This is a genomic window from Pseudomonas sp. R3.Fl (assembly GCF_023516765.1).
Classification (GTDB): Bacteria; Pseudomonadota; Gammaproteobacteria; order Pseudomonadales; family Pseudomonadaceae; genus Pseudomonas; species Pseudomonas citronellolis.
Map to the genome: position 1 here is coordinate 2,057,613 of NZ_JAMGSO010000001.1, position 13,422 is coordinate 2,071,034.

General features: G+C 66.6%; 16 protein-coding genes. 5 read left to right on the forward strand and 11 right to left on the reverse strand.

The features are described 5' to 3' along the window. Positions 1–268 precede the first annotated feature (268 nt). The 5 genes from rplS to ffh all read right to left on the reverse strand — a co-directional run bounded on the left by rplS (position 269) and on the right by ffh (position 3,736). On the reverse strand, positions 269–619 hold the full coding sequence (gene rplS, locus M8R19_RS08780) for a 50S ribosomal protein L19 (protein WP_009616363.1): 351 nt from the start codon (positions 617–619) through the stop codon (positions 269–271). A gap of 44 nt (positions 620–663) precedes the next feature. Beyond that, positions 664–1,407: a tRNA (guanosine(37)-N1)-methyltransferase TrmD gene (gene trmD / locus M8R19_RS08785; RefSeq protein ID WP_009616361.1), complete on the reverse strand. Its 744-nt coding sequence runs from the start codon at positions 1,405–1,407 to the stop codon at positions 664–666. Between the two features lie 24 nt (positions 1,408–1,431). Beyond that, the gene (gene rimM / locus M8R19_RS08790) at positions 1,432–1,965 is read right to left on the reverse strand and encodes a ribosome maturation factor RimM (protein ID WP_371921163.1); all 534 of its coding nucleotides are present in this window, start codon (positions 1,963–1,965) and stop codon (positions 1,432–1,434) included. Between the two features lie 5 nt (positions 1,966–1,970). Next, positions 1,971–2,219, reverse strand: a complete 249-nt coding sequence (gene rpsP, locus M8R19_RS08795) for a 30S ribosomal protein S16 (protein ID WP_024766882.1) — start codon at positions 2,217–2,219, stop codon at positions 1,971–1,973. A gap of 143 nt (positions 2,220–2,362) precedes the next feature. After that, positions 2,363–3,736, reverse strand: coding sequence for a signal recognition particle protein (ffh, locus tag M8R19_RS08800; protein WP_249917590.1), 1,374 nt, complete (start codon positions 3,734–3,736; stop codon positions 2,363–2,365). A gap of 192 nt (positions 3,737–3,928) precedes the next feature. Between ffh and M8R19_RS08805 the strand changes: the two genes are divergently transcribed. The 3 genes from M8R19_RS08805 (at position 3,929) to M8R19_RS08815 (ending at position 7,656) form a co-directional block, all read left to right on the forward strand. Beyond that, complete coding sequence (locus M8R19_RS08805) at positions 3,929–4,729, forward strand: cytochrome C assembly family protein (protein WP_009616342.1); 801 nt, start codon at positions 3,929–3,931, stop codon at positions 4,727–4,729. A 46-nt stretch (positions 4,730–4,775) separates the two neighbouring features. Further along, positions 4,776–6,074, forward strand: a complete 1,299-nt coding sequence (locus tag M8R19_RS08810; RefSeq protein WP_074978908.1) for an HlyC/CorC family transporter — start codon at positions 4,776–4,778, stop codon at positions 6,072–6,074. Between the two features lie 280 nt (positions 6,075–6,354). Beyond that, on the forward strand, positions 6,355–7,656 hold the full coding sequence (locus M8R19_RS08815; RefSeq protein ID WP_249917591.1) for an MFS transporter: 1,302 nt from the start codon (positions 6,355–6,357) through the stop codon (positions 7,654–7,656). A gap of 346 nt (positions 7,657–8,002) precedes the next feature. Here M8R19_RS08815 and M8R19_RS08820 read toward each other — a convergent pair whose 3' ends face one another. Genes M8R19_RS08820 through M8R19_RS08840 form a run of 5 tightly spaced genes read right to left on the reverse strand, consistent with a single transcriptional unit; the run spans position 8,003 to position 11,295 of the window. Continuing rightward, positions 8,003–8,734 carry an SGNH/GDSL hydrolase family protein gene (locus M8R19_RS08820; RefSeq protein WP_249917592.1) on the reverse strand — a complete coding sequence of 244 codons (732 nt, stop codon included), beginning with the start codon at positions 8,732–8,734 and terminating at the stop codon, positions 8,003–8,005. Next, entirely contained in the window at positions 8,731–9,912 is a 1,182-nt protein-coding gene (purT, locus tag M8R19_RS08825) for a formate-dependent phosphoribosylglycinamide formyltransferase (protein WP_249917593.1), read from the reverse strand. The genes M8R19_RS08820 and purT overlap by 4 nt, the downstream gene beginning before the upstream one ends. A 38-nt stretch (positions 9,913–9,950) precedes the next feature. After that, positions 9,951–10,139 (reverse strand): DUF1289 domain-containing protein, encoded by a 189-nt coding sequence (locus M8R19_RS08830; protein WP_009616323.1) that lies wholly within the window; start codon positions 10,137–10,139, stop codon positions 9,951–9,953. Beyond that, entirely contained in the window at positions 10,136–10,660 is a 525-nt protein-coding gene (locus tag M8R19_RS08835; RefSeq protein WP_249917594.1) for a gamma carbonic anhydrase family protein, read from the reverse strand. Before M8R19_RS08835 ends, M8R19_RS08830 begins: the two co-directional genes overlap by 4 nt. Positions 10,661–10,698: 38 nt before the next feature. Then, positions 10,699–11,295 carry a CoA pyrophosphatase gene (locus M8R19_RS08840; RefSeq protein WP_074978923.1) on the reverse strand — a complete coding sequence of 199 codons (597 nt, stop codon included), beginning with the start codon at positions 11,293–11,295 and terminating at the stop codon, positions 10,699–10,701. Between the two features lie 137 nt (positions 11,296–11,432). Here M8R19_RS08840 and M8R19_RS08845 point away from each other — a divergent pair, with 137 nt between their 5' ends. Together M8R19_RS08845 and M8R19_RS08850 are read left to right on the forward strand one after the other, a co-directional pair. After that, positions 11,433–11,987 (forward strand): NUDIX hydrolase, encoded by a 555-nt coding sequence (locus tag M8R19_RS08845; RefSeq protein WP_249917595.1) that lies wholly within the window; start codon positions 11,433–11,435, stop codon positions 11,985–11,987. A 59-nt stretch (positions 11,988–12,046) separates the two neighbouring features. Further along, complete coding sequence (locus M8R19_RS08850; protein ID WP_009616312.1) at positions 12,047–12,547, forward strand: L,D-transpeptidase family protein; 501 nt, start codon at positions 12,047–12,049, stop codon at positions 12,545–12,547. A 50-nt stretch (positions 12,548–12,597) separates the two neighbouring features. Here M8R19_RS08850 and M8R19_RS08855 read toward each other — a convergent pair whose 3' ends face one another. After that, positions 12,598–12,915, reverse strand: coding sequence for a YqfO family protein (locus M8R19_RS08855; RefSeq protein WP_249917596.1), 318 nt, complete (start codon positions 12,913–12,915; stop codon positions 12,598–12,600). Positions 12,916–13,422 lie beyond the last annotated feature (507 nt).

Below are 13,422 nucleotides of genomic sequence, written 5' to 3' on the forward strand. Positions count from 1 at the left end.
CCATACCGGCGGGCACGGCTTTTCGTAGGAGCGAGCTTGCTCGCGAACAAACGCGGTGCCATGCGGTTCGCGAGCAAGCTCGCTCCTACGAAGAGCATCTCGGCGCAGCCGGCAAGACAGTCGCTCCGAGGAGGGCGCCCTACGGCTCCACGCCCTGCGCGCGAAATCGCGGGCAGGGCCCGCCCCTACAGGCGTCCCCGGCAAATCCCAGGCATGAAAAAAGCAGCCCGAGGGCTGCTTTTTTCCGGATCGACTGGGAGTCGTGGACTCAGACCAGTTTTTCCTTGATGCGCGCTGCCTTGCCGGACAGTTCGCGGAGGTAGTACAGCTTGGCCTTGCGCACGTCGCCGCGACGCTTGACGCTGACGCTGTCGACCAGCGGGCTGTAGGTCTGGAAGGTACGCTCTACGCCTACGCCGTTGGAGATCTTGCGAACGGTGAACGCGCTGTTCAGGCCGCGGTTGCGCTTGCCGATCACGACGCCTTCGAAGGCCTGCAGACGCTGACGGTCGCCTTCCTTCACTTTCACCTGGACGATTACGGTGTCGCCGGGGGCGAACGCCGGAATCTCTTTGTTCATCTGTTCAGCTTCGATCTGCTGAATGATCTTGTTGGTCATCTCAGTGCTCCTAAGACAAGCGCTCGGCGCTCGCCATCGATACGTTAACTATCGTCCCGCTGGCGGATGTATTCCTCCAGCAGCTTCTTCTCTTCTCCAGAAAGCGAGCGGCAATCCAGAAGATCGGCACGTCGTTCCCAGGTCCTTCCTAGGGACTGCTGCAAACGCCAGCGCCGGATGTGTTCGTGGTTGCCGCTTAGCAGCACCTCGGGAACACGTTTGTCTGCGTACACCTCGGGTCGGGTGTAGTGCGGACAGTCGAGCAGGCCGTCGGTGAACGAGTCCTCCTCGGCGGAGTCCACGTGGCCCAATGCACCGGGCAACAACCGTGTGACCGCGTCGATCAGCACCATGGCCGGAAGCTCACCCCCGGACAGGACATAATCGCCAATCGACCATTCCTCATCCACGTGCTCTTCGATGAAGCGCTCGTCGATGCCTTCGTAACGCCCGGCTATGAGGATCAACCGCTCCTCGTTCGCCAGTTCCTTCACGGCCGCCTGCGTCAGTTTGCGACCCTGCGGCGACAGGTAGATCACCTTCGCCGGTCCGCCTGCGGCTTGCCGGGCATCGCCCAGTGCGCCTTCCAGCGGCTTGATCTTCATCACCATGCCCGGACCACCGCCGAAGGGCCGGTCGTCCACCGTCTGGTGACGGTCATCAGTGTTGTTGCGTGGGTTGAAACACTCGAGCCGGATCAGCTCCTGTTTCACCGCACGGCTGGTGATGCCGTAGTCACTGATGGCGCGGAACATCTCCGGAAAGATGCTGATGACTCCGATCCACATGGGTTGAAACTCCTACCCTGCGGGTCAGAAATCCGCGTCCCAGTCCACCCTGATCTCGCCAGCCGCCAGGTCCACCGATTGCACGCATTGCTCCGTATAGGGCAACAGGCGCTCGCGGTCATCCAGGCTGCCCGCACAGGGCTTGACCACCATCACGTCGTTGGCGCCGGTCTCCAGCATGTGGTCGAGTATCCCGAACAGTTGCCCGTTCGTGTCGATCACCTTGAGACCTTCCAACTGGCTCCAGTAGAACTCGCCGTCGTCCAGCTCCGGGAGCTCGCTGCGCGGTACCAGGATCTCGAAATCCGCATAGGTGCGGGCGACTTCGCGATCATCCAGTCCCTTCAGCTTCGCCACCAGGACATTGCCCTGCACGCGGCCACTGACCAGTTCAGCCTGTCGAACCTCGGTGCCACGCCGTAGCGTCCAGCGCCGGTAGTCCAGCAGGTTGTCCAACGGGTCGGTAAAGGAATACACCTTCACCTCGCCACGAATGCCATGCACGGAAACTATCTTGCCGAGTACGATCATTTCCTCGGCCGCAGGCATCGTGTTCATCGACTTCAGGCAGCCTTGGCGGCTTCCTTGATCAGCTGGGCAACGCGCTCGGACGGTTGGGCGCCCTGGCTCAGCCAGTAGTTCAGACGCTCCTGGTTGACCGAGAGCTTGACTTCGGCGCCAGTGGCGACAGGGTTGAAGAAACCGACGCGCTCGACGAAACGGCCGTCGCGAGCGTTGCGGCTGTTGGTCACGGTCAGGTGATAGAACGGGCGCTTCTTGGAGCCGCCACGAGCCAGACGAATGGTTACCATGCGTACATTGTTCCTATGGTTTGCTTGCAAAAAAGAAATGCAGCCCCCGGGCACGGAGCCCGAAAGGCCGCATATTCTATGAGCTAAAGCCCCGCGCCGCAAGCCGCAGCACGTCGGCCCGCCAGCCGGGCGGGCCCGTGGGGTCACATCTTCGGCATGCCGCCGGGGAACATGCTGCCCATGCCGCGCATCATCTTGGCCATGCCGCCCTTGGCGGTGACCTTCTTCATCATCTTCTGCATCTGCTTGTGCTGCTTGATGAGGCGGCCGACGTCCTGCACCTGGGTACCCGAACCCATGGCGATGCGGCGCTTGCGCGAGCCGCTGATCACTTCCGGGTCGCGGCGCTCGGCGGGGGTCATGGAGTTGATGATCGCCTCCATCTGCTTGAACTGCTTCTCCGCCGCGCCCTGGGCGTTGCCCATCTGCGCCAGGTTGACGCCGCCCATCATCGGCAGCTTGTCCATCAGGCTGCCCAGGCCGCCCATGTTCTTCATCTGCTGCAGTTGGTCGCGGAAGTCTTCGAGGTCGAAGCCCTTGCCCTTCTTGATCTTCTTCGCGAGCTTCTCGGCCTTCTCGCGGTCCATGTTCTGCTCGGCCTGCTCGATCAGGCTGAGCACGTCGCCCATGCCGAGGATGCGCGAGGCCACGCGGTCCGGGTGGAAGGGGTCGAGCGCTTCGCTCTTCTCGCCCATGCCGAGGAACTTGATCGGCTTGCCGGTGATGGCGCGCACCGAGAGCGCGGCGCCGCCGCGGGCGTCGCCGTCGACCTTGGTCAGCACCACGCCGGTCAGCGGCAGGGCGTCGTTGAAGGCCTTGGCGGTGTTGGCGGCGTCCTGGCCGGTCATGGCGTCGACCACGAACAGGGTTTCCACCGGCTGGATCGCCGCGTGGACCTGCTTGATCTCGTCCATCATCTCGGTGTCGACGTGCAGGCGACCGGCGGTATCCACGATCACCACGTCGATGAACTTCAGCTTCGCCTCGCGGATCGCCGCCTCGGCGATGGCCACCGGCTTCTGGCTGGTGTCCGAGGGGAAGAAGGTCACGCCGATGTCGTTGGCCAGGGTTTCCAGCTGCTTGATCGCCGCCGGGCGGTAGACGTCCGCCGAAACCACCAGCACGGACTTCTTCTTGCGCTCCTTGAGGAAGCGCGCCAGCTTGCCGGCGGTGGTGGTCTTGCCCGCGCCCTGCAGGCCGGCCATGAGGATGACCGCCGGCGGCGCGGCGTTGAGCGCCAGGTCCTCGTTGGCCGCGCCCATCAGCTCGACCAGCTCGGCCTGCACGATCTTCACGAAGGCCTGGCCCGGGGTCAGGCTCTTGGACACCTCGGTGCCGACCGCGCGCTCCTTGATGCGGTTGACGAAGTCCTTGACCACCGGCAGGGCCACGTCGGCCTCGAGCAGGGCCATCCGCACCTCGCGGAGCGTATCCTTGATGTTGTCCTCGGTCAGCTTGGCTTTGCCGGTGACCTGGCGCAGCGTTTGCGAGAGGCGGTCTGTAAGGTTTTCGAACATGCGCGTTCCTATCGGGCCGGGAGCGGCCGGGGTGGGCGTGGCAGCAAGCGCGGGATTATAACCAACTGCGAAGGCCGCAGACACCGCCGATGATCCCGCCGCAGCGAGAAAGCGAAGCGTTCCCGGCTGCTTTCTAGGCATGGGCGTTCTGTGCCAAACTCGGCACCTTTCGAAGGATTCGCCCAAGACGCTATGCACCCTCTGCTGCCCAGCCTGCTCGCCGCCCTCCTCTACCTGGGCGCCACGGCCTACCACGGTGTCTGCCTGGCGCGCCGCGCCGCGCCGAACAAACCCCTGTTGCTGGTGCTCGGCCTGGCCGCGCTGGTCGCCCAGTGCCTGGGCCTGACGCCGCAACTGCTGACCGACGCCGGGCTGGTGCTGGACTTCTTCAACGCCGCCAACCTGATCGCCGCGGCGGTGATCGCCCTGACCCTGCTGGCCTGCCTGCGCATCCCGGTGGAGAACCTGCTGCTGTTCCTCTTCCCGCTGGGCATGCTGACCGCCGCGCTGTCGGTGCTGGTGCCCCACGGCACCCTGGAGCCGATCAACGAGCAGCCGGGCATCCTCGCGCACATCCTGCTCTCGGTGCTGGCCTACGGCCTGCTCACCATCGCGGTGTTCCAGGCCCTGCTGCTGCTGGTGCAGGACCATCGCCTGAAGCACAAGCACCCGGCCGGGCTGATCCGCAACTTCCCGCCGCTGCAGACCATGGAAAGCCTGCTGTTCGGCTTCCTCTGGGGCGGCTGGGTGCTGCTCTCGCTGTCGCTGGTGTCCGGCTGGCTGTTCCTCGACAACCTGTTCACCCAGCACCTGGCGCACAAGACCATCCTCTCCTGCTTCGCCTGGGTGGTCTTCGCCGTGCTGCTGTGGGGCCGCCACCAGCTCGGCTGGCGCGGGCACAAGGCGATCCGCTGGACCCTGGCCGGCTTCTGCCTGTTGATGCTGGCCTACTTCGGCAGCAAGCTGGTCAAGGAATTCATCCTGCACATCTGAGCCCGGCGGCGCCTGGGCGCCACGGAACGCTGAGGGAACCCGACGCATGGGCGACATCCACCCCGGCTACCTGATCGGCCTGCTGGTCGTCCTGCTGCTGTGCTCGGCGTTCTTCTCCAGCGTCGAGACCGGCGTGCTCAGCCTGGACCGCTACCGCCTGCGCCACCAGGCCAAGCAGGGCAACCGCGCGGCGCGGCGTACCAGCTGGCTGCTGCTGCGCACCGACCGCCTGCTGGGCACCATCCTCATCGGCAACAACCTGGTCAACGTCATCGCCTCGTCCCTGGCCACCCTGCTGGCCCTGCGCCTGTGGGGCGACTTCGCGGTGGCGCCCACCGCCCTGGCGCTGACCCTGGTGCTGCTGATCTTCGGCGAGATCACCCCCAAGACCTACGCCACCCTGCGCCCGGAACGCGTGGCCTTCCCCGCCAGCCTGCCGCTGCTGTGGCTGCAGCGCCTGTTCAGCCCGCTGCTGTGGCTGATGAACGGGGTGAGCAACGGCATCCTGCGGCTGTGCGGCCTGGACCCGGCGCAGCGCCGCAGCCGGCCGCTGAACAACGACGAGCTGCGCAGCGTGGTCAGCGAATCCAGCGAGAAGCTCAGCGCCAACCGCCAGGACATGCTGCTGAGCATCCTCGACCTGGAAAAGATCACCGTGAACGACCTCATGGTGCCGCGCAACGAGGTGCAGGGCATCGACCTGGACGATGACGTGGAAAGCATCATCAGCCAGTTGCGCAACACCACCCACACGCGCCTGCCGGTGTTCCGCAACGACATCAACCAGGTCGAGGGCATCGTCCACATGCGCCAGATCGCCCGCCTGCTGACGCACAACCAGTTGACCAAGGACAGCCTGCGCGCGGCCTGCCTGGAGCCCTACTTCATTCCCGAGAGCACGCCGCTGGCCACCCAGCTGATCAACTTCCAGAAGCAGAAGCGGCGCATCGGCATCGTCGTCGACGAGTACGGCGAGGTGATCGGCATCATCACCCTGGAAGACATCCTCGAAGAGATCGTCGGCGAATTCAGCAACGCCGACGCCCTGCGCAACCCGGACATCCACCCCCAGGCCGACGGCACCTACGTGATCGACGGCTCGGCGAACATCCGCGAGCTCAACCGCGCCCTGGGCTGGCAGTTGCCCAGCGAGGGCCCGAAGACCCTCAACGGCCTGGTCACCGAGGCCCTGGAGCAGATCCCCGACTGCCCGGTGTGCCTGCGCATCGGCCCCTACCGCCTGGAAATCCTGCAGTCCGGCGAGAACCGCGTGAAGAGCGTGCGCGTCTGGCTCACCGGGCGCGCCGCCGCGCCGGCGCCGGGCAGCGCCGACGGGCTTGCCTGAGCGGCCGGCCCGCGCCCTATAATCGCCCCCTGCTTACCCAGCATCCCGCGCCAGGGCCTGCGCTACCCGCGCAACGCCCGGCGCCAGTCGACCGCCCGCCAGCCCGAGCCCGGCCCCGCGCCTGCGCCCGGCGAAGCACCCGGCCTCGCCCCGACCCGCCGCGAGGTTCCCGCCCCTGCCCTACCCGGGTGGCGCTTCCCGCCTCGCGCACGGGCGCAGCCTCCATCGCCGCCGGACACGTCCGCAGAGCCGTGCCGGCCATGACTGACAGGGATATCCCATGACCACCGCCAGCCTTGCCGCTGCCGCCGAACAGCAACCCGCCAACTCCACCGCGCGGGTCGCGGTCGCCAGCTTCATCGGCACCGCCATCGAGTTCTACGACTTCTACGTCTACGCCACCGCCGCCGCCCTGGTGATCGGCCCGGTGTTCTTCCCGCAGACCTCGGGCACGGCGCAGATGCTCAGCGCCTTCATCACCTTCGGCATCGCCTTCCTCGCCCGGCCGCTGGGCTCGGCGCTGTTCGGCCACTTTGGCGACCGCATCGGGCGCAAGTCGACGCTGGTCGCCTCGCTGCTGCTGATGGGCCTGTCCACCACCCTGATCGGCCTGCTGCCGGGCTACGACAGCATCGGCGCCTGGGCCCCGGCGCTGCTCTGCCTGCTGCGCTTCGGCCAGGGCCTGGGGCTGGGCGGGGAATGGGGCGGCGCCGCGCTGCTGGCCACGGAGAACGCGCCCAAGCACCGCCGCGCCTGGTTCGGCATGTTCCCGCAGATGGGCCCGTCGATCGGCTTCCTCGCCGCCAACGGCCTGTTCCTCGGCCTGGCCATGACCCTCAGCGAGGAGCAGTTCCGCGCCTGGGGCTGGCGCATTCCCTTCATCCTCAGCGCACTGCTGGTGATCGTCGGCCTCTACGTGCGCCTGAAGCTGTCGGAAACCCCGGTGTTCGCCAAGGCCATGGAACGCCAGGAGCGCTCCAGCCTGCCGATCGCCGAGCTGTTCGCCCAGCACTGGCGCCCGGTGCTGCTGGGCGCGCTGGCCATGGTGGTGTGCTACGCGCTCTTCTATATCTCCACCGTGTTTTCGCTGAGCTACGGGGTGACCAGCCTGGGCTACAGCCGCGAGCAGTTCCTCGGCCTGCTGTGCTTCGCCGTGCTGTTCATGGCCGCGGCCACGCCGATCTCCGCCTGGCTGAGCGACCGCTACGGGCGCCGCCCGGTACTGATCGTCGGCTGCATCGCCGCCATCCTCTCCGGCTTCACCATGCAGCCGCTGCTGAGCCAGGGCTCGTCGGTGGAAGTAGCGATCTTCCTGGCCCTGGAGCTGTTCCTCATGGGAGTGACCTTCGCCCCCATGGGCGCCCTGCTGCCGGAACTCTTCCCTACCCGCGTGCGCTACACCGGCGCCTCGGCGGCCTACAACCTGGGCGGCATCCTCGGCGCCTCGGTGGCGCCCTACATCGCCCAGAAGCTGGTGGGCATGGGCGGGCTGAGCTGGGTCGGCGGCTACGTGTCGGTGGCGGCGGCGCTGAGCCTGATCGCGGTGCTGTGCCTGCACGAGACGCGGGAGCGGGAGCTCTGATAGCGCCATCGCGACCGGGGTTGTCACTCCAGCCCCGTAGGATGGGTTGAGCGAAGCGATACCCATCGCCGTGACAGCATGGGTTTCGCAAACTCAACCCATCCTACGAAAGGCAACTCAGCGCAGACCATAGCGCCATCGGCGTACAACCGCGAACGGTTGTACGCCCTACGGTTTCTACGCCGCATCAGCCATGGCATATCCATGTAGGAGCGCCGGGATGCTCTTCGTAGGAGCGAGCTTGCTCGCGAACAGACTCCGCAGCGGGGCTCATTCGCGAGCAAGCTCGCTCCTACGAGAAGCTGTGCTCGCCTGCAACGTAGCGGGCCCTGCCCGCGATCCGGCCTCAGCCGCGTTCCACGGCCACCAACCACTCCGCCAGGCGCTCGCCCCACACCTGGTAGCCCAGCGCCGACGGGTGATAGCCATCGATGGCGAGATACTGCGGCTGCATCTCCAGCCCCACCGCGCAATAGCCGGCCCCTTCGGCCGTAGCCAGTGCCAACAGTTGGCGGTCCAGCAAGGCTGCACGCCAGCCCAGCAACTGCCGCAGCAGCCAGGGCAAGGCGCGGAAATGCCGCAGCGGCGGCACCGCCGTGCACACCACCCGCGCGCCAGCGGCCTGGAAATGCCCGATCAGACGGGCGATGGATGCCTGCCAGCGCTCGGTGGAACTGAAATGCGTGGTGTCGTTGACGCCGAAGACCAGCGCCACCAGGTCATAACCCCCGTCGGCCAGCGGCAACAGGCGCTCGCAGGCCTGCGACGCGGTAATGCCGTTCTCCCCCAGCGCCCGCCAGGCCACCGGCCGTTGCAGGCGCGCCGCCAGGGCCGCAGAGAGGCGCCCGGCCAGGGCGAAGTCCAGGCAGGAGGCGCCGACGCCGGCGACGGTCGACTCGCCCAGCAACAGCAGCCTCAACGGCTCGCCGGGGAGTTCGGCGCCGGCCAGCCCCTCGCGGGAACCGGCCGCCGGCGCCAGGCGCAAAGCCGTGCGCCGGGTGCGCACGGCCATCGGCAGGGCCAGCGGCAGCAACGGCAGCGCCGCCGCCCACCAGGCCAGCCCCGCCAGGCGGTTCACAGCTCGATGACCACCGCCTCGGCCGAACGGGTGGCCTTGGCCCGCGCCTCCTCGATGGATTCGGCGCGCGCCAGAGCCACGCCCATGCGCCGCTGGCCGGAGACTTCCGGCTTGCCGAACAGGCGCAGGCCGCTGTCCGGCTCGGTCAGCGCGGCGCCCAGGTTGCCGAAGCTGACCTGCTGCGACTCGCCGTCCACCAGGATCACCGCCGAGGCCGAGGGCCCGAACTGGCGGATCGCCGGGATCGGCAGGCCGAGGATGGCCCGCGCGTGCAGGGCGAACTCGGAGAGGTCCTGGGAGATCAGGGTGACCAGGCCGGTGTCGTGGGGGCGCGGCGAGACTTCGCTGAACCACACCTGGTCGCCCTTGACGAACAACTCCACGCCGAACAGGCCGCGGCCGCCCAATGCCTCGGTGACCGCCTTGGCCACGCGCTCGGACTCGGCCAGGGCCTTCGGGCTCATGGCCTGGGGCTGCCAGGATTCGTGGTAGTCGCCCTTGACCTGGCGGTGGCCGATGGGCGCGCAGAAGGTGGTGCCGCCGATGTGGCGCACGGTGAGCAGGGTGATCTCGTAGTCGAAGTCGATGAAGCCCTCGACGATCACCCGGCCCTTGCCGGCGCGGCCGCCTTCCTGGGCGTAGTCCCAGGCAGCCTTGAGGTCGGCGTCGGACTTGAGCACGCTCTGGCCCTTGCCCGAGGAGCTCATGATCGGCTTGACCACGCAGGGGTATCCCACCGCCGCGACACCGGCGACGTAGTCCTCGTAGGAGTCGGCGAAGTGGTACGGCGAGGTCGGCAGGCCCAGCTCCTCGGCGGCCAGGCGGCGGATGCCCTCGCGGTTCATGGTCAGCTGCGCGGCGCGGGCGCTGGGCACCACGGTGTAGCCCTCGGCCTCCAGCTCGACCAGGGTGGCGGTGGCGATGGCCTCGATCTCCGGGACTATGTAGTGCGGCTTCTCCTGCTCGATCACCGCGCGCAGGGCGGCGCCATCGAGCATGCTCAGCACGTGGCTGCGGTGCGCCACCTGCATGGCCGGGGCGTTGGCGTAGCGGTCGCAGGCGATCACTTCGCAGCCCAGGCGTTGCAGTTCGATCACCACTTCCTTGCCCAGCTCGCCGGAGCCACAGAGCAGTACGCGGGTCGCCGTGGGCGACAGGGGGGTTCCAATACGGGGCATTGCGTGCAACCTCGGGAAGGGTATGTTCTGTCGGCGCGCTAGAGCAGCACGCCCTGTTCACGGGCGCGCTCATGACACAGGCGCAGCACCTCGCGGCGCTCGTCGTTGTCCATGCGGCCCCAGCGGGTGATTTCGTCGGCCGTGCGCTGGCAGCCTATGCACAGGTCCTGATCGTCCAGGGTGCAGACGTAGACGCAGGGCGAGGCCACCGGGCGCTCCTGGCTCATTCTTCCTGCTCGGCCAGGCCGCGGGCGTAGCGCTGGGCGTTGTGCACGTAGTGGGCGGCGCTGGCTTCGAGCATCTTCTTCTGCTGCTCGCTCAGCTCGCGCACCACCTTGCCGGGCGAGCCCATGACCAGCGAGCCGTCGGGGATCACCTTGCCCTCGGGGATCAGCGAATTGGCGCCGATGATGCAGTACTTGCCGATCTTCGCGCCGTTGAGCACCACGGCGTTGATGCCGATCAGGCTGTAGTCGTCCACCGTGCAGCCGTGCAGCATGACGTTGTGGCCAATGGTCACGCCCTTGCCGATGTTCAGCGGGAAGCCCATGTCGGTGTGCATCACGGTGCCGTCCTGGACGTTGCTGTTCTCGCCGATGTGGATCAGCTCGTTGTCGCCACGCAGCACGGCGTTGAACCAGACGCTGGCGCCGGCGTCCAGGCGCACCTTGCCGATCACCGCGGCGTTCGGGGCGATCCAGCTGTCGGGGTGGGTTTCGACTCGGGCGTCGCCCAGGCGGTATTTCATCGGTAGCTCCTCAGGCATCTCGTTGTTGTACGCGCCGCTCAGCTGAGCTTGATGAATTGTGGCGGCGCTCGGTGCAGGTCGATGCGGTCATCGAACAGCAGGTTGACCAGCTCGACGACCATGATCGCCGACAGGCCCCAGATCTTGTATTCGCCGAAGCGGTAGCTGGGCACGTACCAACTGCGCCCGAAGTAGTCGATGCGGTGGGTCATTTCCCGCGGGTCGCCGCGGAAGAACTCCAGCGGCACCTTGAACACCGCGGCGATCTCGCCGTCGTTGGGGGTGTACTCGACGAAGTCCGGGACGAAACCGACGAACGGCGTCACCTTGATGCCATGGCGCGAGACCAGGGTGCTCAGCGGCCCGACCACCTCCACCAGGCTCGGCGGCAGGGCGATCTCCTCCTCGGCCTCGCGCAGGGCGGTGTGGATCAGGTCGACGTCCTCGGGGTCGCGGCGCCCGCCGGGGAAGGCCACCTCGCCGCTGTGGGTCGACAGGCCGGTGGCGCGCAGGGTCAGCACCAGCTCCTCGCTGGGGGTGATGGGCAGCAGCACCGCCGCTTCGGGGAAGCGCTGCTCGCTGTTCAGGTCCTGGGGGGTGTGCGCCGTGATACGCCGGCGCAGCTCGTCCAGCATGCGGACATCCTGCGTGTAAGCCATTCTCTCAATTGTGGAATCATGGCATGAAAGACGGCCTCGCCCCAAGCCCCACCCCCTTGCTGCGCGGGCCTTCCGGCGAGCAAGATGGACGTATCGATTCCCAGGGAAAGTGCATGAAATTCTGCAGTCAGTGCGGCGCCAGCGTGAGCCTGCGCATCCCCAGCGGCGACAACCGGCCACGCTACGTCTGCGACCAGTGCCATACGGTGCATTACCAGAACCCGCGCATCGTCGCCGGCTGCCTGCCGGTGTGGGAGGGGCGCATCCTCCTGTGCCGCCGCGCCATCGCCCCGCGCCAGGGCTTCTGGACGCTGCCGGCGGGCTTCATGGAGAACGGCGAGACCCTCGAGCAGGCCGCCGCCCGCGAGACGCTGGAGGAAGCCTGCGCCCGCGTGCGCCAGTTGCAGCTCTATACCCTGTTCGACCTGCCGCACATCAGCCAGGTGTACATGTTCTTCCGCGCCGAGCTGGCCGACCTGGACTTCGCCGCCGGCGAGGAAAGCCTGGAGGTGGGCCTGTTCGAGGAATCGGCGATTCCCTGGTCGGAGCTGGCTTTCCCCACCGTGGGCCGTACCTTAGAATGCTACTTCAGCGACCGGCAGAGGCAGGACTTCCCGGTGCGCAACGAGGCCATAGCACCCATGCCGGGCCACTATAAGAAGACCTGAACACTTTGCAGGGCCGTGCATCGCGGCGCTTTATCGAACATCCGGGGGATCGTCTTTCCATGCGCTGGCTGCTTGCCTTTCTGTGCCTGACCTTTGCCGCCTTGTCGCAGGCCAATGCGACGCCGACCCTGGAAGGCCGCATCGACAAGGTGCTGGTGCTCAAGTCCGAGCACAAGCTGCACCTGCTGAGCAACGGCAAGATCCTCAAGAGCTACCGCATCTCCCTGGGCAAGAGCCCGCGCGGCACCAAGCTGGCCGAGGGCGACAACCGCACGCCGGAGGGCTTCTACTGGATCGACTGGCGCAAGACCAGCGACAAGTTCAACCTCTCCATGCACATCTCCTACCCCAACGCCCGCGACGTGGTGCGCGCCCGCGAGAAGGGCCTGTCGCCCGGCGGCATGATCATGATCCACGGCACCCCGCTGAGCGACGAGTACCCGGAGTGGTACTTCTCCACCCTGGACTGGACCAACGGCTGCATCGCCATGACCAACCCGGACATGCAGGAGGTCTGGAGCCTGGTCAAGGACGGCACGCTGATCGAGATCCGCCCCTGAGGCGGCAATGAAAAAAGGCGCCTTCGGGCGCCTTTTTCATTTTGCGGTGGCTAGAAGACCATGTCCGACAGCCGCCACACCTCGAAGGCCGGCGTCTCGTAGGGGTGCGCGGCCTTCAGCGCCTTGACCGAGTCGTGGATCAGCTCGTCGGCCACCACCATCTCTACCTTCCATTCGGCCACCTGCTCGACGAGGCCGGTCGAGCCGAGGAAGGGGTTGCTGCCCTGCAGCGGGCGGAACTGGCCCTGGCCGAGGGACTGCCAGCAGCAGCTGTCGTAAGCACCGATGCGTCCTGCACCTGCGGCGAACACCGCTTTCTTCACCGTCTCCAGGTGAGTCTCGGGAACATAGAAGCAGAGTTTGTACATCGGACGCTCCGTGGCGGAAAACTGGACCGGGTGGGGAGTCGAGGAGCGAATGCTGCCACAGATGATGGCGTTTTGCCTCCAATGACTCAGCGGTCATGCTCGGCAAATATCGACAGCGCGATTGCCTTCACGTTCTAAGGGAAAATTCCCAAGATTTTTAAAACGTGATGGAGCGCAGATTCAGTCGGAATCACTTTCCGATAAAGCGCCGCCAGCGCCCAGCCCAACCTTTGGTGGGGTCCGATTCGCTGCACCGCGATGCTCGTAGGAGCAACTGTCTTGCCGGCTGCGCCGAGGCGCTCTTCGTAGGAGCGAGCTTGCTCGCGAACAGACTCCGCAGCGGGGCTCATTCGCGAGCAAGCTCGCTCCTACAAAAGCCGTGCTCGCCTGCAACGCAGGATCTCATCCGCGAATCACGTCGATCGCGGACAAGGTCCGCTCCTACACTGTTTTCTGGGTTATTCCCCTTCGGGCCAGCGCAAGCGCTGTTCGCGATGGAGCCGCGTC

What these genes read in the sequence shown, in the direction of transcription:
- M8R19_RS08830 (WP_009616323.1), bottom strand. Translation starts at nt 10,139, where the DNA reads ATGAGCCAGGAGCGCCCGGTGGCCTCGCCCTGCGTCTACGTCTGCACC.
- M8R19_RS08835 (WP_249917594.1), bottom strand. Translation starts at nt 10,660, where the DNA reads ATGAAATACCGCCTGGGCGACGCCCGAGTCGAAACCCACCCCGACAGC.
- rimM (WP_371921163.1), bottom strand. Translation starts at nt 1,965, where the DNA reads ATGAACACGATGCCTGCGGCCGAGGAAATGATCGTACTCGGCAAGATA.
- M8R19_RS08805 (WP_009616342.1), top strand. Translation starts at nt 3,929, where the DNA reads ATGCACCCTCTGCTGCCCAGCCTGCTCGCCGCCCTCCTCTACCTGGGC.
- M8R19_RS08810 (WP_074978908.1), top strand. Translation starts at nt 4,776, where the DNA reads ATGGGCGACATCCACCCCGGCTACCTGATCGGCCTGCTGGTCGTCCTG.
- purT (WP_249917593.1), bottom strand. Translation starts at nt 9,912, where the DNA reads ATGCCCCGTATTGGAACCCCCCTGTCGCCCACGGCGACCCGCGTACTG.
- rplS (WP_009616363.1), bottom strand. Translation starts at nt 619, where the DNA reads ATGACCAACAAGATCATTCAGCAGATCGAAGCTGAACAGATGAACAAA.
- ffh (WP_249917590.1), bottom strand. Translation starts at nt 3,736, where the DNA reads ATGTTCGAAAACCTTACAGACCGCCTCTCGCAAACGCTGCGCCAGGTC.
- M8R19_RS08815 (WP_249917591.1), top strand. Translation starts at nt 6,355, where the DNA reads ATGACCACCGCCAGCCTTGCCGCTGCCGCCGAACAGCAACCCGCCAAC.
- trmD (WP_009616361.1), bottom strand. Translation starts at nt 1,407, where the DNA reads ATGTGGATCGGAGTCATCAGCATCTTTCCGGAGATGTTCCGCGCCATC.
- M8R19_RS08845 (WP_249917595.1), top strand. Translation starts at nt 11,433, where the DNA reads ATGAAATTCTGCAGTCAGTGCGGCGCCAGCGTGAGCCTGCGCATCCCC.
- M8R19_RS08855 (WP_249917596.1), bottom strand. Translation starts at nt 12,915, where the DNA reads ATGTACAAACTCTGCTTCTATGTTCCCGAGACTCACCTGGAGACGGTG.
- M8R19_RS08850 (WP_009616312.1), top strand. Translation starts at nt 12,047, where the DNA reads ATGCGCTGGCTGCTTGCCTTTCTGTGCCTGACCTTTGCCGCCTTGTCG.
- M8R19_RS08840 (WP_074978923.1), bottom strand. Translation starts at nt 11,295, where the DNA reads ATGCTGGACGAGCTGCGCCGGCGTATCACGGCGCACACCCCCCAGGAC.
- rpsP (WP_024766882.1), bottom strand. Translation starts at nt 2,219, where the DNA reads ATGGTAACCATTCGTCTGGCTCGTGGCGGCTCCAAGAAGCGCCCGTTC.